Genomic DNA, 17360 nt, shown 5'->3' with positions numbered 1-17360 from the left:
GGATCGATGGCAGCGAACCGTGCCCCGGAAAACCCGTATCTCGCCGCGCGCCAGGAATGGTCGGAGCGATACGGCTCCTATGTCAAAGCGGCGGCAGCCTGGCGTCTTGTCGGGATTCTTGGCCTGTCCATGGCCGTGATCGGCTTCAGCTATTCGATGTACCTGAGCACGCAGGTCACACTCGTGCCCTACATCGTCGAGGTCGACAAACTCGGGACGTCGGTGACAGCCGGCTTCCCGGAGCAGATCGAGTATGCCGATGTTCGCGTGGTGCGCGCCACGCTCGGCAACTTCGTAAGCAGCTTCCGCTCGATCACGCCGGACGCCGTGGTGCAAAAGCAATATATCGACCGGACCTATGCGCTGCTTCAGGACTTCCGATCCGTCTACGGAGAAGATCAACGCTTGGTTCCGCGGCAACTCGCCATTCGAGAAGGCGAAGACGTCCACAGTCGCCATCGAGGTCAACAATATCGTGGCGCTCTCCAACCAGACCTATCAGATCGACTGGACCGAATACGAGCGCGACCGCAAGGGCAAGGAAACCGGCGCGCGCCGGTTTCGGGGCATCGCAACGGTTACGCTGACGGCGCCGCAGGACGAGGCAACGATCCGCCTCAATCCGATCGGTCTTTATGTCCGGGATTTCGACTGGACAGCACAGCTTTAAGGGCAGGGGATTTATCCGATGCACAAAACAGGATTGATCGCAGTCGCCGGTTGCATGGCAGGACTCGTCTTCGTAGATTGCAGCCAGGCGCAGAGCATGACGACGAATGAGATAAAGGGAACGAATATTTCCGGTAAGTGGCGGGGAACGCCGGGCCTCGTTACCACCGGCCCCGATGGAAAGGTCATCTTCCTCTTCGGCCAGACCCAGCCCTCCGTCGTCTGCTCTCCGCTACAGGTCTGCGACATCGAACTCCAGGGCGGCGAGATCGTCCGAGACGTTCTCGTCGGCGATACCGTCCGTTGGAAGGTCGAGCCAGCGACCTCGGGCGCGACCGGCGGGCAGGCAATCCATTTGATCGTGAAGCCCGCTGAACCGGGGCTGGTGACCTCCATGGTCGTCACGACCTCCCGGCGCACCTATCACATTCAGCTAAAGTCGCATCCGAGCCAGTACATGGCCCGCACCGGCTTCGAATACCCCGAGGATGCCTCCACAAAGCTCGCCGACATCAACGCACGTCTGGAGACGGGCGGCGGTCCCGGGTCGGCGCCCGACAAGCTGGACTTCTCCTATTCGATCAATGGCGGTGCATCTTGGAAGCCGAAGCGCGTCTATACTGATGGCGTCAAAACCTACATCCAGTTTCCGAAGTCGATTTCCGGCCAGGACGCACCGGTTCTTTTCGTCGTCTCCGGCGGCCAGAACCGCATCGTCAACTACCGAATGAAGAACGACATGATGATCGTCGACTACGCGGTCGACAAGGCGGTTCTCGTTTCCGGCGTCGGCTGGCGGCAGCAGAAGATCACAATTCGGCGGGGGGATGACCATGCGAAAGCTGCAGCTCGCGCTTATCGCTGCCACACTTCTTTCCAGCTGCCAGACGGCCGAAAACGCACTGACCGCCGGCACCGCTCCAGTCGCTCTGTCCCGACCAACCGCAAGCGCCATTGCCGACGACATGGCAAGTCGGCTCGTCGAGCGGATCGGCCCTGCCAGCACGACGACGATCAGGATGGAGAATGACAGTTCTGAATTCGCAACTGCGCTCGAGGCTGCCCTGAGGGGCCGGGGATACATGGTTATCGTCGATGGGAAGACTGGAAAGGGCGTCCAGCCGGTAGAGCTTGCCTATGCGATCGACGGGATCGGCGGCCAGGTTCTTGCTCGACTGACGACACCCGCCATCGCACTCGGCCGCGCCTATACGCCGACGGCGGCCGGCGCCACGCCGGCGAGTCCGCTTTCGATTATGAAGCGCAACTGAGGGGAGGAGATCATGGTGCAATCGCTCCAGCTCGGCGCGTCCAACCAGGCGGACGATCAGCAGGGTATGCGTCGCCTTAATCGCTTGCCAATCGTTTTCGCCATCGTCCTCATCGTGCTGTTCTGCGGCATCGTCGCGATCGGCCTGTCATGGCGCGGTCTTTCCTTCAACCGTGGCAACGATATCGACAGCCCCTCGAACATGCCGGCGACGACCTTCGGCGACCAGCTCAAGCGCGGGGTCACCGACGGCATCATCGGCGAGCCCGTCGGACGCGAAGCGTTTCAGCCGACGCCCGTTGTCGAGCAGAAAGTCGAGAAGGAGGAGCCAGTCGCGGGGGCCCGCCCGGTTAAGCGCGAAGAACGGCGGCCACGCATGGAATCCGAGGAGGAATGGAAGGCGCGCCTCAAACGAGAGCAGGATGAACAGTATATACGTGAAGCTCAGCGCCAGAGAATGGCTCGCATCCAAGCGCGTGCAACCGCTCTCGACTCCCCGCTGAAGGTGGATATTTCCGATGCTGAGAAGGCGTCGGCAGATGGCAACGTCACCGGCCGCCACAACACGGACACAACGGCGGGCAGCGCCTCCGACCTTTATGCGGCAGCCATGAAATCAGGGTGGATGGGACAGAACGTCGATCCGAACGCCCAGAGCTCGAAGGAGGACTTCGTCAACCAGGACATCAAGGATGTCGGTTATTTGCCGCACCAGGTCGTGCGGCAGATGTCGCCTTATGAGCTGAAGCGCGGCTCGGTCATTCCGGCGACGTTGATCACCGGCCTCAATTCCGACCTGCCGGGCCGCATTACCGCGCAGGTCAGCCACAACGTCTACGACAGCGGCACAGGTTATCGGCTGCTCATTCCGCAGGGCGCGAAGCTCTTCGGGCGCTACGATTCCAAGATCTCGTTCGGCCAGCAGCGGGTACTTGTCGTCTGGACCGACCTTGTCTTTCCGAACGGATCGACGCTGCAGATCGGCGGCATGGGCGGGACCGACGCGGAAGGCTACGGCGGGTTTAAGGACAAGGTGGATCGCCATCTCTGGCGGGCATTCGGTTCAGCCGCGTTGATCGCACTGATCGGGGCCGGGATCGATATGTCCATGCCCGAAAGCTCGACCCTGGCGACGCAGGATACAGCGTCGGACGCGGCACGACGCAATTTCGCGGAGAGCTTCGGTCGCGTGGCTGAAGAGACAATCTCGAAAGACCTCACTGTCCAGCCGTCTATCCGCATACGCCCGGGCTACAAGTTCAATGTGCTGGTGGATCAGGACATCGTTTTTCCATCAGCATATAGCGGCCGCTAGACCGGAAGAGGAGCCACTCATCTCTCATTCCGAGCATCGCGTCGAGCCACACCGCGACAAAAGTATTACATATCTTCCTCGTGTTTTAGATCGACATTGGGTTGAATGTGCGTGGGCTCCGGACAACCGGCACCTGGCACGGCGAAGTGGAAGGCTCCCAGAATAACAAAGGGTAGGAGAACAGCAGTGGACGAAGACTTTCGCTCCCTAATCGACATGGCGGAAGCCGCGCACGATGAACGTATGATCAAGCACGCGGTCAAAAGCTTCGCGCAGGCATGCGGATTCGAGCGTTTCGCTTATCTGCAAACCGAAGGCCTCGAAGTCCGGACCTTCAATTCCTATCCAAAGCCATGGCAGGACGTTTATCTCAACAGTCACTACGCTTGTATCGACCCTGTCGTCACGGAGGCCAAGCGCCGTATGGACGTGTTTGCCTGGACAGCGGACGACTGGCCGGATCGCGGCTCTTCCGAGCTCCGGCGGTTTCGCGACCAAGCTGTCGAACATGGCATCTATAGCGGGGTGACAATTCCGGTCGAGGGTAGCTTCGGCTCGAAGATGATGCTGACCCTGGCGTCATCGGAGCGGAAGGCTGACATTTCGAAACTGCAAGACGGTCGGAAGGCGCTACAGGCGGTCATGACCATTCATTACCGCCTGAAGATCATCGGCGCCTCGATGCGCGTCGCACCTAAGCGTATGCTTTCCCCAAGGGAGGCCATGTGCCTGATGTGGGCGATAAAGGGGAGGAGCGCGGGGGACACCGCGAAGCTGACGGGCATCAAAGAGAGGACGGTGCAGCACTATCTGGATAGCGCGCGGCGAAAGTTCGACGCCAAAACGGTTGCCCAGCTTGTTGCGATTGTCAAAGACCGCGGACTGATCTGAGCATCAGTCCTCATCCTCCGGGGGGACATCAGGGACATACCCAAGCGCCTCGACGATTTCAGAGAGTTCTTCCTGCTGGGCGTGCGACTTTTTCTGCCGAGCCAGATGTTCGTCCTGCAGGCTCTGAAGAACTGCGCTCGAGACGGACGGATCGGCGCTGGCGCGGAGCCATTCTTGATAGACAGCTTCATCGGCGGTAAGAAGACGCCGGTGTTGGAGGATTGCAGAAACCGCCAAAGCCGCCAGCTCTTCTTTCTTCAGTGAGCTGTAACGAGAACCTTCCTCTGTGGTTCCCTCGGCCTTCCCGGATGCGTTACACTCGGGCATCCGTTTGTCCTCAACTTTCATTTCGTCACCCACTCACAAGAACACTACTGTGCGCAATATATCGTTTGCGCCATGACTGCACGGTCTGAATTGCAGCCCATTCAACGCAAAGTAATGCGCGACGACACAACCAATAACACGTGCGGGAACGAATCGGAACTATCGTTCCTGGAACGATTCTTCCTATTTGAGTTCCGCTCGCATCATGGATCTCAAGGAGGTCATGGCGATCAACCTGCGTCGGATACGTCATGGCAAACACCTCACGCAGGAAGAATTGGCACACCTCTCGGGGCTGAGCGCGCGCCATATCGGAAAAATTGAGCGCGCCGATACTTCAGCAAGCGTCACCGTTCTCGGTCAGATCGCCGACGCTTTGGGTGTGGAGCCGGCCGCGCTCGTGACGAAATCCGGCTGACTGCGCGAGGCGAGCAGATCTTCTTTGCAATCGGTGGCCATTCCCGGTCGTGGATCGGTCATCGTCAGTTGCCGCCGATCCTCGACAGGTCTATCCGCAGGCCGATGTTGCCGGTGTCGGCCGTGTCGGCGGTGGCATCTCTTGGGTGGACGTCGCTGTGTTTGTCTTCCGCACGCAAAGGGGACACATATCCTGTTGTAAGGTTGCCTCCCGGATCTGGAGCCTGAAGCACTCTCACGCCCTCGAACCCTCCGGTTTTCCATGCGTAGGCGGCGTCCTCTGCAGTAATACGTCGCGGTTCGTCGGAACCACTTAGAAACTCAGTCACCATCCCCGTCTAACCGACGGGGAATTTTTAGTTTAGTTGGGCCGGCGAGATTGCCTACCGTCGCCGTGCCTCTAAATCCCAAGAGTGCCGTTTGCTGCGAAAACCGCGTAGATTTGGAAATAGCCGAAGCACGGTGTTCGGCTGTCGCCCGATTAATTCGCCGCTCCGATAATAGATGTATAACACCCGACCTTGAGCTGAAGTTATACACGGAATAACCCTGACATCGATACTGGGGCCCTATCGATAGGCATAGCTTGCAAAAACTGACGTCCGAATGACGGAAGTATGCTATCGATTGGCTTCCGTTTGCCAGAGTTAAGACGTTAATACAGATGGTTAATGATCGCCTAAGATGGTCAAAATGGCTTCGAGGGTGGTAACCGGAGCAAATTTACTGGCTGTTACCTTTGCTTTGTGAATCGAAGCGCTTTGCTCACGCCCTGACTGGGGCCGCAGAAATCGGGCTGAAGGAACATGACCGGCTGGCGCTGGCGCGGCAGTTGATGGCGCGAAAGTTATCAGGCCGACAACCCTCGTTCAAACTGCCGGAACTGGTTGGATTGTTCATGGCAAACGTTTGAGGTCACGCCGCAGGCCTCGCCGCGGATTGTGCTGGAGTTCGGCCTCCGGTGAGGATCCCAGCATTATCTCGATCCAGGAAGTTGAATCGAATATGCTCGCAATCGCCCTCTTCTATAATCTCCATAGCGTGATCGGGACGGTCCAGGTGACGATGTCCGACTTCGACTGACCTTGCCCCCGTTGAAATAATCCATTTTGAAGTAAGCTCTGGCCCATTGAGAGGACCAGGGAATGAAACGCAACCGTTTTACGGACGAACAGATTACCGGCATTCTGAAGGAGCACGAGGCGGGCACGCCGGTCTCGGAGCTTTGCCGCAAGCACGCTGTCAGCGATGCCAGCATCTACAAGTGGAAGGCCAAGTTCGGCGGCATGGACGTATCCGAAGCCAAGCGGCTGAAGACGCTGGAAGACGAGAACACAAGGCTGAAACGGCTCCTGGCAGACGCCATGCTCGACAATGCCGCTTCGAAAGACCTTTTGGGAAAGAATGTATGGTCCGCCCCGTCCGTGCAAGGGGTCGCGACGCCGTAGATGACGATTCCAGTTGCGTAAATGTATCCGGCCTCTCGCGAGTGGACTGCGGTTGCAGCGAGGCCATGATGAGAACCGCGCACGCCGTTCCCAATAAGTGGTTCGGGCACGAAGCCCGCTTTTTTGCGCAGGGTTTACGGCATGCTGATCCACTGTTTCGTCATCACTCGTCCCGAGCCTTGCAATCGAGCCGAGAGCATCAAGCGAAAGCAGGATCCCTACGTTCGTAGAGTGCGCCCGGCTTGTTCAGAACGGCCCAGACGACGCGTGCCAACTTGGCCGCGAGGGCAACGACGGCTTTGTTGGGATGCATTCGAGCCTCAAGGCCGTCGAGCCAACTCCCCAGCCGGTCGCGCGTCCGGTCGAGTATTGTCTGGGCACCAATCCCAGCCAGGCCGCTAGATCGCGGGCTTTGCGGAACTGCAGCCCATCGCCGATGGCGGCCAGCAATGCGGTCGCGCCCAACGCGCCACTGCCCGGATGATCGAGATATTCCACCGTGGCAAGCGCGTCGCCGCGCATCAGCGCCGCTATGGGGGCCCGCGTTTTGGGACGGACCCCGTGCACATGCCGAGCGCGCATCGGCGCTATGCCGAGTGGACGCCGGATCGCTTCCGGCGTTGGGCTGCGTCCATCGGCCCCGAGACCAAAGGGCTGATCACCGCAATCCTCGCCAGCCGGCCGCATCCCGAACAGGGCTTCAGGACCCGCCTCGGCATCCTGCGCCTCTATCGCGAGATTCCTCGTGATCGCGCCGAGGCCGTGTCGGCACGCGCCGTCGAGATCGGCGGCCTGACCTGCAAGACCATCACTGCGCTCATCGCCACACACAAGGCCACCCGGCATTCCACCGAACCTGCCGCCGTCATGGAACACGCCAATCTGCGTGGCCCCGGCTACTTTCATTGAGGAGACAACCGACAATGCTGGACCAATCCCACTATCGACATGCTGCGCGAACTCGGCCTCTCCGGCATGGCGAGCGCCTATCACGAACTAGAGGCGCAACCGGAGGCGAGACAACTCGAGCACGGTGAATGGCTCACGATCCTGCTCGAACGGGAAACGACCGCGCGCCGCCAGAAACGCTTCGAGGCGAGAGCCCGTGCCGCCAAGCTCCGCCATGACGCCCAGGTCGAGAACATCGACTTCCGCGCCGCTCGCGGCCTCGACCGCAATCTCTTCCTGAAGCTCGCCGGCTGACTGGATCAGGCAACATCACAGTCTCCTGCTGATCGGGCCTGCCGGCGTCGGCAAGAGCTGGCTGGCCTGCGCGCTCGGACACAAAGCAGGCCGCGAGGACTTCTCCGTCGCCTATCATCGCCTGCCCAGGCTGTTCGCCACCCTTGCGCTCGCGCGCGGCGACGGCCGCTACCCGAAAGTCCTCAAGGCACTCGCCAGAACCGACCTGCTCATTCTCGACGATTGCGGTCCCGAGAGGCTCAACAACGAGCAGCGTCGCGATCTCCTCGAAATCATCGAGGACCGCTACGAGAAGCGATCCACCATCGTCACCAGCCAGGTGCCCGTCGATCACTGGTATGACATGATCGGCAATCCAACGATCGCCGATGCCATCCTCGACCGCCTTGTCCTGTCGGGCGACATGCACAATTGACCCCCTAGCGACATCAAGAACTGACCCCTCTCGTTAGAGAGGAGGAATAGATGTCGATTGAGAATTCGATGAATCCTGCATTGCCGAGAGGGATGCGGGGAGATGCGATGCTTGAACCTGACGAAGTGATGTCGATGGTGCGTCTGCATAAGAGTGGCTGGGGAGCCAAACGGATAGCGAAGGAATTCAAGTGCGCCCGCAATACGGTTCGCCGTTATCTTCGGGAAGGCGGGACTATTGCCTACAAAGGACGCCCGCGCGCGTCGGCGCTGGATGGTCTGGATGAGTGGTTGCGGGAGCGCTTCTTCCGCCACGAAGGCAACGCGGACGTCATTCGCCAGGAGCTGGAAAGCGAGCACGGGATCGCCATCAGCCTACGGCAGGTGGAGCGCCGGGTTCGGGAATGGCGGCGTGAACTGAAAGCGCAGAAGCGGGCGACGGTGCGCTATGAGACGGCGCCTGGCCATCAGATGCAGATCGATTTCGGCGACACGCGGGTCTGGATCGGCGGCGAGCGGGTGCGGATTCATGTGTTTGTCGCCACGCTCGGCTATTCGCGCCGGCTGCATATCCGGGCTTCGCAGCGGCAGCGGCAGACGGACTGGTCGAGGGGATGGAGGGCGCTTTCCTGCGCTTTGGCGGCGTTCCCGCGGAAGTGCTGATCGACAATGCGAAGGCGCTGGTCGAGCACCATGATGCGGTGACACGCGAGGTCAGGTTCAATGCCCGGCTCCACGCCTTTGCCCGTTACTGGGGCTTGAGGCCGCGCGCCTGCGCTCCGTATCGGGCGCGCACGAAGGGCAAGGACGAGCGCGGAGTCGGCTATGTCAAGAAGAACGCGATCGCCGGCCGCCGCTTCGAGACCTGGGCGGCATTCGAAGCGCATTTGGATCGGTGGACGCGCGAGGTTGCCGACCAGCGGGAACACGGCACCACCGGTGTTGCGCCGGCGGAACGCTTTGCTGCGGAGGCCGGGGCGCTACGTCCGCTTTCCGGCAGGGCTGCGTTCGGGCAGTTGCGGGATCTGGTCCGCAAGGTTCAGGCCGACTGCGCCATCGATCTCGACACGAACAGCTATTCGGTGCCCTGGCGCCTGATCGGCGAGAGTGTCCAGGTCGTGGTGCTGGCCGGTCGCGTGATCATTCGCCATGCGGGCCAGGTTGTGGCCGACCATGCCCTGAACCGAGGGCGACGGCAACGGATTGTCGACCGATCCCATTTTGTCGGCATTGCCGGTGTCGAGGGACCCGTGCGCCTGGCGCCGATCGAGATCGCGCCCGCGGCGCTGCTGCGGCCGCTTGCGGAATATGAAGCCGTTGTCGGAGGAGGCTGGTGATGACGAAGGTGGACCATGACCTGCTCATCGCAACGCTCGACCGGCTGAAGCTGACGGCGATCCGCGACCAGCTCGACACGCTGCTCGACGAGGCGGCTCGCTCGAAGATGAACCTGCGCGAGGCTCTGGGCTTCCTGGTATCGCGGGAGATCGCCCGGCGTGATGAGCGCCGTATCTCCATGTCGAGCAAGATCGCCCAGTTCCCCTTCGTACGCGAGCTGGATGGCTTCGACTTCGATGCCCAGCCTTCGCTGGATCAAGGGCAGATCCGGGAGCTTGCGACCTGCCGCTGGATTGCGCATGGCGACACGCTCTTGCTCCTTGGCCCGCCCGGAACGGGTAAGACGCATCTTGCCGTCAGCCTCGGCCGCGAGGCGATCCGCCAGAACTACAACGTGCAGTTCATCACGGCGGCGACGTTGGTGGCGACGTTGGCCAAGGCCCATAGCGACGGCTTGCTCGACAAGCAGTTGACGCTTCTGTCGCGGCCGAAACTGCTGATCATCGATGAATTGGGCTATCTGCCCTTCGAGGCCAATGCCGCCCACCTGTTCTTCCAGTTGGTGTCCCGGCGCTATGAGAAGGGCTCGATCCTGATCACCTCAAACAGATCCGTCGGCGAATGGGGAGGTGTCTTCGGGGACCCCGTCGTCGCCACGGCGATCCTGGACCGCTTGCTTCATCATTCCGCGGTCATCACCATCCGGGGCGACAGCTACCGGCTTCGCGAAAAGCGCCGCTCCGGCCTTCTGCAGAAGACCGGAGCGGCGCTTGAACCCAACGAAACGTCCAGCCAGTAAAGGGGGTCAATTCCTGATGTCGGCAAAGGGGTCAATTCCTCGTGTCGCTTGACATGTCCACAACGCCTACCGTATCGAGCTGTCCGGCGAGAGCTTGCGAAAGTAGCGTCAAACTCCATCCGCCGCTTGACCGCGCGACAATCACGCGCCATGCAAAACAACGACCCAGGGGAGCACCAACTGGCCGGCTTCAGATCGGAATGGTGGTCGGAATGAAATCGGAATGGGTGGCCGGCTTCGTTTCGGAATCAATGGCCGGCTTCATCGGAATGCGCAGACCGGACCAAGGTGGACTGGCATTATATTGCAGCCGGGCAAGCCGATACAGAACGCCTTCATCGAAAGCTTCAATGGGCGGCTGCGAGACGAGTTCCTGAATGAAACTCTCTTCTCGTCACTGAACCCATGCTCGATCGGCGCTTTCAAACTGGCGCAGCGATTACAACGATCATCGACCACACTCCGGACTCTGCTGGATGACACCTGCCGAGTTCGCTCAGACAATGAGCCCGCGGCGTGATGCGGTGCTGCGCAGCCGGAATGGCTCCGCACCGCAACCCGCCGCAACCGCCTCGAATACAGCGACCCAAAACCGCCGGAGCGAACTCAAAAATTGGGTAAAACTTGGGGGCAAGGTCACGACGAACGCCGGAAAATCTTCCAAACTGTTAGCCCGAAACGATCGCGTCGTTGGACACTGGTCCAGTGTGTCTATTCAGGGCAACTTGATCTTCGACTTGGAGGCGCAAACATTCATTGACGCCAGCAGCAGATCGGCCTCTGTCCGACAGCGAGGAGATTTTCGATATAGAGACAACGCAATCCACTGTCGATTTCAGGTACTCGACTCTGCGTATTGGATTGTCAGCCTAACGAGGAAGTGCCGGCAAAATTGAGTTGCGGGTAGGGCGCTTGGGCTTGGCGCTGCTTGACGAGTCCAATAAAGTCGTATGGTTCTGAAGTACGTGGCATGAACCAATATAGAACCAAAACGTCGCCCTGATCTCCCTGTGAACGTGCACTCTCAGCGCAAGTCACCAGGTTGAGGGCAAACTGCCATGGTGGTACTTCCGCGCCGACAGCGACTGAGATCGTCTGCATCTTATCGCGCGTGCCGAAAGTAAATTCGGAATGAAAGAAAAGATCCGACCGTTTCCGCGTCTTTTTCATTCCCTCTTTCACGGACTTCTCAATCTGCTTCTGGTGGGAAACATGTACGTTCAGCAGGCGATGACCAAAACGGGTCCAGCCTTCTGGCATCCTATCTTCAAGCGCGTCCAAAAGCTTTGCCCAGAACTCGGTGGTGATCGCAGACATCGCGGAAAGTCGAACCCGACGGTTTTCGTCTGGAACGTACGTCAGAGATCCGGATAACCCGTACCAAGGATGATGCCTCCCATCGAATTCGTCTTCACCGATGTTGAATCGGGTTCTAGAATACAAGGCCAGAAGATCCAATTCGTCGGCTGTATAGATTGCATTCCGCTCAAGTTCCGCCCTTCTGCTGAGATAGTGGCAGCGTTCGAGCTCCCTGGGCACAAGCTCGAAAAGCGTTTCTAGATCGAACACCGACATTGTTGGAGCGATGTCCGCGTTTTCGGGAACAAACCCAGCGTGCTTCAGCTGTGGCCAGTGTGATGATAGAGGGCCAACTGCATCGTGGACGATGTTTACTCGAATGACGTCGCGAACCTCGTTTGCCTGAAGGATCAAAGAGCCTTGGCGACTGATGAATGATACCGAACCGCTTGCTCCGAGGATGTATTGTTTCAATCTGAGCGACTGTTCCGAAGGGGCGACAATCAGGTCGTTCAGTGCGGCTTTTAAGCTGCGGAGGGCTCCCCGGCGGGCAGGAGCACTTATCTTAGCTGACTTCGCTTCGAATATTAGTACGGTCTTGTCGATGATTGCCACTAGGTCAGATTCCCACGTCGTTATGCCACCGTTATCGCTCCATTTTACCTGCTCGTGAACATCTGCATGAGGTAAGAATTGCCGCACCGTCGCGCTTAGTCGACCTTCAAGCCAGTCGGCACGGGCTTTCTCAGCGGCCCTCTTGAGATTGTCCCCAGTCCCGCAGAGGTTCTCGACAATCTCGGCCAAGTGAACACCGAGGATCTGAGGTCCAGCACAAAAAAAGTTGTTACCGTCGAGCCTAATGAGCGGTTTGCGTTGGACCGGATTATCAAGGTGCAGGTGTTGGAGGTTCGCCTCTGTAACGTCGCCGAAATCCAGCGACAACTGCGAAAGCACATCGATGATAGAATACCTCTGTTCGATTGGTGCCGTTGCGACCAGATCAAGATACGAAAACTTGAAGAGCGTCATCCAGCGATGTTCGTTGATGTTCCACAAAAGTGCGAATAATTGTTCGCGATCATGTTGAACCATCGCGGCGCGAGACGATATCTCCGCCTGTTCATCGGGTTCGAGGTTGCGGATGAAAGCCTCCAGCATCCCTTTTCCGGAATGTTTCAGCATCATCCACGATCGCATGTCTTCCATATGAGCTGTAATCCGGTCTTCGCAAACGTCAATGACTGCGGAGAGTGCCTTGACAACTTCGGTCGCGTCGCAGCCGTAGTGATGCCGAAACGATCCATTGACCGACAGCGCTAGCTCTAAGGCATATTGCCGAGTTTGATAGCCTTGTCGCGCGCCCCTTACTGCCAGCGTCCAACGTTGGATGAGGTTCAACATTTCCTGTCGAAGGTCCTCGAGCACGTCAGCCGAGACCTTGCTTTTGGCCTGATCTTGATGTGCTTGCGCATTTTGAGCGATCAGTTCGACGATACGCTCCGTGACCAGTGCGTAATCGGTTTTTGAATCGGCCGACGCGCGCGGACGCGAAAGGGCTAGCGCCTGCATCAATTCAAGATGAAAAAGCTGCAGGTCCGTTTTCTTCTCTGGCTTCTGATTCAATCTATTTATAATCACCGTCATTGCGCCCCGCGCTAGAAATTCCAGTGCGTCGACGGCGGTCGCCTCTTCCACGAGTGCATTTAGCGTCTGTCGAAAATGTTCCGTTGCGACGCCCCCAGCTAGATGCGCGGCGACTACCTCTTCATCGGTTAGCTGCTTCCGTTCCATTTGATAACACTGCCCTTAACTATTTTCTCACGACCGCCAAGCCCGTCCGCTTACGATTTCGGGCGCCGTTAATCTCTGTGCCATCTGCGTCAGACACTTCGTTCTCGAACAACGGCAACCCATCGCTGAATGGAGCCGCCAGCGGGGAGCAAGCCACTACCTCTAATCGGCGGCACGCACGGGCCAATTGCTCGGGACTAAGCCGCGTCGGGAGGCTCGGGTCCACCGTTCCCGTGTCGCCGCGACATAACGGGGATCATCGGCGAAAAACGCGTGCTCGATTAGAATAACTTGCAGGCCGGCCCGCCGAGCGGTTTCGGCGAACAAGAAATCGACGTGGCGTCGCATGGCAATGATGTCTTCGTCCTCTTCATCGTCGCCTGTAGCCGTAATCGTCCGTTCGTCGCGCTGCTCTTCGCCCTTTGCAGGAAAATAGGGGCGACTGATCTGATCAAATACCAGCACACCTGGAACCGGCGAGCCGGCCTCGCCAAGGAAATGCTGGAGGGCGAAGGAAAGTGCGATATGGATGGCGAGATAGTTCTGGTCAGAGCCAACATCTGCCATCTGCAGCACGATGCTGCTGTCGGACTCAATCACCGCGACTTCTGGTTCTGACGATGAGAAATATAGCTCAGATCCCACGCACGGCTCGATCGTTGGAAGGTTCGAGAAGGCCTCGGTGGCATATTGCGAGATCTTGCGTTCGGCACGGCGCAACCTGACGAGACGAGCGTCGCGGTCTACCAGACCTTCAAGTTCTCGAATCTGCGATTTCAAAACGGTCAGGTCACGCCCATCGGGTCGGCGTTCATCATTCATCGTCTCAACGAAAAATGATACGCGTCCCAAGAGATGAGCGCGCAGATGAGCGAGACTCGCGAACATCCTGGCGTCGTCCGACTGCCGCAGCCAAGTCCTGATTTTGTCGTCAACGCTCTTGAGACCCCTATTAATCTCCGCGCGCTTGGTCTGCAGTGCGCCATCGAATTCAATGAGTTTGGGCTTTACTCGGTCGACAGCGGCACTTTCGCTGCTCACCTTGAACAGGGTTGCTCGCAAGGCTTCGACGGTGTTGACGCCAACGTCGGACGGCTGCTCGCAGACCGGGCAAACATGCCCGACACCATCGAGTTTAAGATGGGAAGCCAGCATTAGCTTCTCACGTTGTTTGCGGACTGTGCCCTCGAACCCCGACACTTCCTCCATGACACTCTGCGCTGCGGCAGCTTGGCGCCTGATCTCACTAAGTTCGGCCAACAATGCCTTTCTTTCCCGGTGCAGTTCCGCAAGTTGACCTTCACTTGGAACGACCTTTGCCTTGGCCGTATCTTGGTTCAATGCATTCAGCCTTTCCAATAAGTCGGCATCCGGAGTATCAGCTGGCGTGGGTTCGGCCATCTCCAATCGCTCTGCCTCCGCCAAAAGACTGAACGCGCGGTCACGAAACGCACTGGCCGCAGTCGCACGGGTGCGTGCTCGACGCTCCTCCAATTCCAAGGTTCGCTGTAGTTGGCGGAGCCGCCGCTCATTTAGGGCGCTGGCCTCGTCGGTTGCGCGCAAAAAATACGGCATCGTCGCGACGATGTCGGGTGCCTTGTCTGCGCGTTCAAGACCATGCAGAAGTACCTGTTCGCTGTAGATCACCTCCTTGGTGACGAACATGTACGGAGTGACGTGGCGAACAGTGGCGCGGCCGCGCGTCTTTCCCCAGGCGTCAGGCTCCCCGGGCAGGTCGCCAATGCCGAATGCGCGCTCGAGGAAGGCCTTGGCTGCGTCGAGGGTCGTCGGCCCCTCGAATTGGTCCACCGTTGTCGGCAGAGGCAGATGGCGTCCTGAGCTCGCGAACATCTGATGACTTGTGCCCTGACCCATTGCTGGAATCAGCCGGCCGACAATCATCTCGTCTTCGCCAGCAGTCCACTTGATACCGACTGCAATGCTGCGCTTTCGGACATATGCGGGCAGTTCGCACCGGCTTGACCCCAAACAATAGTCGATCGCCTTGATGAGAGCCGATTTACCTGTGCCGGACGCGCCAGTTATGATGTTGACGCCTGGTTCAAAGGTGACAGGACGATGCCGGCCATCAAGGCCGAGGAAGAAGATCGAGGCGATGTTCCAGCGGTTCAAAGGGTCAGTCCCATCATGTCATAGATTGTTTTTGTCGAGCCCGCAGTCGCGCTCCAACACCCGAGGCGGTCGGCATAACGCACAGATTGAGTGAGGTCATCCGAAAGCCCGGAGGTGAGATCCTTTTTCAGACCTCGAGTACCCACAACCAGACGCGCGCCCTCAGACAGTCTAACCGCGTGCGAGAAACAGCCCAGCCGGATCGCGCCTGCGACAAAATCCATAGAGCTGTTTAATCTTTCAGCCAGATTGACCTGGATTTGCGGGCTACGCTCAAGCCATTCCTGAAGACCTGTCTTGCGGTTCGTTCGATCGAAACTCGGATGCAAATCGCCTGAGATCGCGAGCGGCAACGCCAGGTAGGCGACTGGCAGTTCCGGGCCGTTTGGATTGACTTCGACGAAACCACGCACGAAGGAGACGAGCAGGTATGCGCCAAAGGCGGGATTTGTCTCTGCATAAAGGTCATGCGCGATCTTCATGCGTCGTCAGCCAAAAGGGCCAGGTATTCGGGGTGCCAGCCAACCTCCCGGTCGATCGCCAGCACCTGATAACTCCCTCGAATATAGTAGGGGGCCTCGAACCCGGCAACGATCGGTCGAATTGTCGTCGGCGCGTCGTTGTGTGCCCACCGCAGAAGCCCAAGACCTTTGTTGCGCTTTTCGACCTCCTCAAGCGCCTCACAGATTTCGACGATTTCTACTTGCTTATCCGACCAATGTTCCTTGAGGACATGATCATAGGAGGCGATCTGGGCCGCCATTCCGGGTCGTTCGTTCACCCATCGCGAACGCTGCTGACGTGCCTTCCATTCTTCGCGAATTGCCTTAGCCAGATCATGACTTTTGCCGTCGACCAAACTGATTTGCCGGGTGAGCATGCCGTCTGGCTGATAGTCGGCTGGATAGGCCATCGTCTCGAAATCTGCGGTAAGCCTGTCATGCTCAATATCACCGATCAGTTCGGTAATATGCTCTTGCAATTCGCCGCGCGAGATGAATTGAGGTCTCTTCCCGCAGAGGGAATAGACGACCTGCCGATCCCACCACTCGATAAGGCGTCGTGCAACACTTTCGCGATCGTCCGGCTTGATCAGCGTCAGCAGCTGCGCGATCGCACTCTCCATCTCATCGATCGGCAGATGGCCCGCCTGTGTTCGAGCCTGACGCAATAAATTCAGTCTGGCATCGGGCGTCAGGTTCAGGAAGGCTTGGCATCCCGCTACCCGGTCCTTGTGTGGAAGCGGCCTTTCTTCTTGGGCTGCTGCCTCCCGCTCGGCGACGACACGTTCTGCCTCGTTGACGAGTGCGGCGACAAGTGGTTTCCGGTCAGCCTCGGGTGTGCCGAGAGCCTCCAAGACGCTCCCTGCGGCGATAGGAGCGACCGTGACAAGGTAGAATTGCGTCTCCGATAACGTCAGCCGGGGAAGGATGTCGATCCAGACCTTGAGCGTCCGCCAAAGCCCCTTCGAACTGATTGTTATCGCCGATGGGGAAGATATGAGGGAGTGTTTGAGCTGGAACAAAAGGCGCTGCCCGTTGTCTTTCAGCTCAACGTCGTCCGCGCTTTCAATAGCAACGGCTCCATCGTCTCCTGTTAATGCAACCAGGGTCTTCAACGCAAAGAATGACTGATAATAAAAGCCAAGGGCGGCTGGACCGGCCGCATGGCTGCTATCGTCTGTCATAGAAAAGCGCTTTCGTAAATTGTTCTAAAGCGCCGCTGGCCGCACCGAAGAAGCTCAGTCGGTTTTGGGTTTTGGTTCTGAGGTCTTCGATAACGCCATCAGCGGTGTTATCCGTATCCAGAGCCCGGAACAGGGGGTACTCACATTGGTACACGTAACCGATAAACGACACCGCGGCTGAAAACTTCGCACTATCTGCCATTAAGTCTACACCCTTCAAGTACCTGCAAATTCAGAAGCAATCTGCTCGGATTTTGTCGTTTGTTCAACTTTAGGTTTGAGTTTTTCTGATGTTTTGCATAAATATTTTGGGGGGTAGGTCTACTTGTGATCTGATTGATGAAAAATGGTACGCCATA

13 protein-coding genes and 8 pseudogenes are annotated in these 17360 nt (G+C 58.4%); 14 read left to right on the top strand and 7 right to left on the bottom strand.

The features are described from left to right. The first annotated feature begins 6 nt into the window (after nucleotides 1-6). From N0Q91_RS00815 to N0Q91_RS00795, 5 genes and pseudogenes are all read left to right on the top strand, one after another. Nucleotides 7-670 (top strand): annotated as a pseudogene (locus tag N0Q91_RS00815) (VirB8 family type IV secretion system protein). 18 nt (nucleotides 671-688) lie between these two features. Beyond that, a pseudogene (trbG, locus tag N0Q91_RS00810) lies at nucleotides 689-1495 on the top strand (P-type conjugative transfer protein TrbG); the annotation flags it as partial. A gap of 7 nt (nucleotides 1496-1502) precedes the next feature. Beyond that, nucleotides 1503-1940 (top strand): conjugal transfer protein TrbH, encoded by a 438-nt coding sequence (gene trbH / locus N0Q91_RS00805; protein ID WP_275596300.1) that lies wholly within the window; start codon nucleotides 1503-1505, stop codon nucleotides 1938-1940. Nucleotides 1941-1952: 12 nt separating this feature from the next. Next, nucleotides 1953-3254: an IncP-type conjugal transfer protein TrbI gene (locus tag N0Q91_RS00800; protein ID WP_275596299.1), complete on the top strand. Its 1302-nt coding sequence runs from the start codon at nucleotides 1953-1955 to the stop codon at nucleotides 3252-3254. Nucleotides 3255-3440: 186 nt separating this feature from the next. Then, complete coding sequence (locus tag N0Q91_RS00795; RefSeq protein ID WP_275596298.1) at nucleotides 3441-4145, top strand: autoinducer binding domain-containing protein; 705 nt, start codon at nucleotides 3441-3443, stop codon at nucleotides 4143-4145. A 3-nt stretch (nucleotides 4146-4148) separates the two neighbouring features. Here N0Q91_RS00795 and N0Q91_RS00790 read toward each other — a convergent pair whose 3' ends face one another. Then, nucleotides 4149-4472 carry a transcriptional repressor TraM gene (locus tag N0Q91_RS00790; RefSeq protein ID WP_275596386.1) on the bottom strand — a complete coding sequence of 108 codons (324 nt, stop codon included), beginning with the start codon at nucleotides 4470-4472 and terminating at the stop codon, nucleotides 4149-4151. 205 nt (nucleotides 4473-4677) lie between these two features. Between N0Q91_RS00790 and N0Q91_RS00785 the strand changes: the two genes are divergently transcribed. After that, complete coding sequence (locus N0Q91_RS00785) at nucleotides 4678-4890, top strand: helix-turn-helix domain-containing protein (RefSeq protein ID WP_275596297.1); 213 nt, start codon at nucleotides 4678-4680, stop codon at nucleotides 4888-4890. A gap of 64 nt (nucleotides 4891-4954) precedes the next feature. On the opposite strand, the gene N0Q91_RS00780 is transcribed toward N0Q91_RS00785, so the two are convergent. Continuing rightward, on the bottom strand, nucleotides 4955-5221 hold the full coding sequence (locus N0Q91_RS00780; protein ID WP_275596296.1) for a lysozyme family protein: 267 nt from the start codon (nucleotides 5219-5221) through the stop codon (nucleotides 4955-4957). 431 nt (nucleotides 5222-5652) lie between these two features. On the opposite strand from N0Q91_RS00780, the pseudogene N0Q91_RS00775 reads away from it, so the two are divergent. Together N0Q91_RS00775 and N0Q91_RS00770 are read left to right on the top strand one after the other, a co-directional pair. Continuing rightward, nucleotides 5653-5854 (top strand): annotated as a pseudogene (locus tag N0Q91_RS00775) (RHE_PE00001 family protein); the annotation flags it as partial. 180 nt (nucleotides 5855-6034) lie between these two features. After that, a pseudogene (locus N0Q91_RS00770) lies at nucleotides 6035-6298 on the top strand (transposase); the annotation flags it as partial. Between the two features lie 238 nt (nucleotides 6299-6536). Here the strand turns inward: N0Q91_RS00770 and N0Q91_RS00765 are convergent. Then, a pseudogene (locus N0Q91_RS00765) lies at nucleotides 6537-6817 on the bottom strand (transposase); the annotation flags it as partial. On the opposite strand from N0Q91_RS00765, the gene N0Q91_RS00760 reads away from it, so the two are divergent. From N0Q91_RS00760 to N0Q91_RS31170, 6 genes and pseudogenes are all read left to right on the top strand, one after another. Continuing rightward, nucleotides 6818-7246: a hypothetical protein gene (locus N0Q91_RS00760; RefSeq protein WP_275596404.1), complete on the top strand. Its 429-nt coding sequence runs from the start codon at nucleotides 6818-6820 to the stop codon at nucleotides 7244-7246. It begins immediately after the preceding pseudogene. 39 nt (nucleotides 7247-7285) lie between these two features. Further along, nucleotides 7286-7931: pseudogene (istB, locus tag N0Q91_RS00755) on the top strand (IS21-like element helper ATPase IstB); the annotation flags it as partial. Nucleotides 7932-8005: 74 nt separating this feature from the next. After that, nucleotides 8006-9291, top strand: a pseudogene (gene istA, locus N0Q91_RS00750) (IS21 family transposase). Continuing rightward, nucleotides 9291-10091, top strand: a complete 801-nt coding sequence (istB, locus tag N0Q91_RS00745) for an IS21-like element helper ATPase IstB (RefSeq protein ID WP_275596090.1) — start codon at nucleotides 9291-9293, stop codon at nucleotides 10089-10091. Before istA ends, istB (N0Q91_RS00745) begins: the two are co-directional and overlap by 1 nt. A gap of 223 nt (nucleotides 10092-10314) precedes the next feature. Beyond that, entirely contained in the window at nucleotides 10315-10611 is a 297-nt protein-coding gene (locus N0Q91_RS00740; RefSeq protein WP_527229540.1) for an integrase core domain-containing protein, read from the top strand. Next, nucleotides 10532-10987: pseudogene (locus tag N0Q91_RS31170) on the top strand (hypothetical protein); the annotation flags it as partial. The gene N0Q91_RS00740 and the pseudogene N0Q91_RS31170, both read left to right, overlap by 80 nt. On the opposite strand, the gene N0Q91_RS00735 reads toward N0Q91_RS31170, so the two are convergent. The 4 genes from N0Q91_RS00735 to N0Q91_RS00720 all read right to left on the bottom strand — a co-directional run bounded on the left by N0Q91_RS00735 (nucleotide 10956) and on the right by N0Q91_RS00720 (nucleotide 17001). Further along, on the bottom strand, nucleotides 10956-13181 hold the full coding sequence (locus tag N0Q91_RS00735) for a hypothetical protein (RefSeq protein WP_275596295.1): 2226 nt from the start codon (nucleotides 13179-13181) through the stop codon (nucleotides 10956-10958). The pseudogene N0Q91_RS31170 and the gene N0Q91_RS00735 sit on opposite strands and share 32 nt — an antisense overlap. A gap of 162 nt (nucleotides 13182-13343) precedes the next feature. Further along, the gene (locus N0Q91_RS00730; protein ID WP_275596294.1) at nucleotides 13344-15314 is read right to left on the bottom strand and encodes a DUF3732 domain-containing protein; all 1971 of its coding nucleotides are present in this window, start codon (nucleotides 15312-15314) and stop codon (nucleotides 13344-13346) included. After that, nucleotides 15311-15796, bottom strand: coding sequence for a three component ABC system middle component (locus N0Q91_RS00725; protein ID WP_275596293.1), 486 nt, complete (start codon nucleotides 15794-15796; stop codon nucleotides 15311-15313). Before N0Q91_RS00725 ends, N0Q91_RS00730 begins: the two co-directional genes overlap by 4 nt. After that, nucleotides 15793-17001, bottom strand: a complete 1209-nt coding sequence (locus N0Q91_RS00720; protein ID WP_275596292.1) for an ABC-three component system protein — start codon at nucleotides 16999-17001, stop codon at nucleotides 15793-15795. The genes N0Q91_RS00725 and N0Q91_RS00720 overlap by 4 nt, the downstream gene beginning before the upstream one ends. Nucleotides 17002-17360: the final 359 nt, after the last annotated feature.

Source organism: Sinorhizobium prairiense, assembly GCF_029201645.2.
Taxonomy (GTDB): Bacteria; Pseudomonadota; Alphaproteobacteria; order Rhizobiales; family Rhizobiaceae; genus Sinorhizobium; species Sinorhizobium meliloti_A.
Note: the sequence above shows the minus strand (reverse complement) of the source record. Positions and strands in the feature narration are given on the sequence as shown.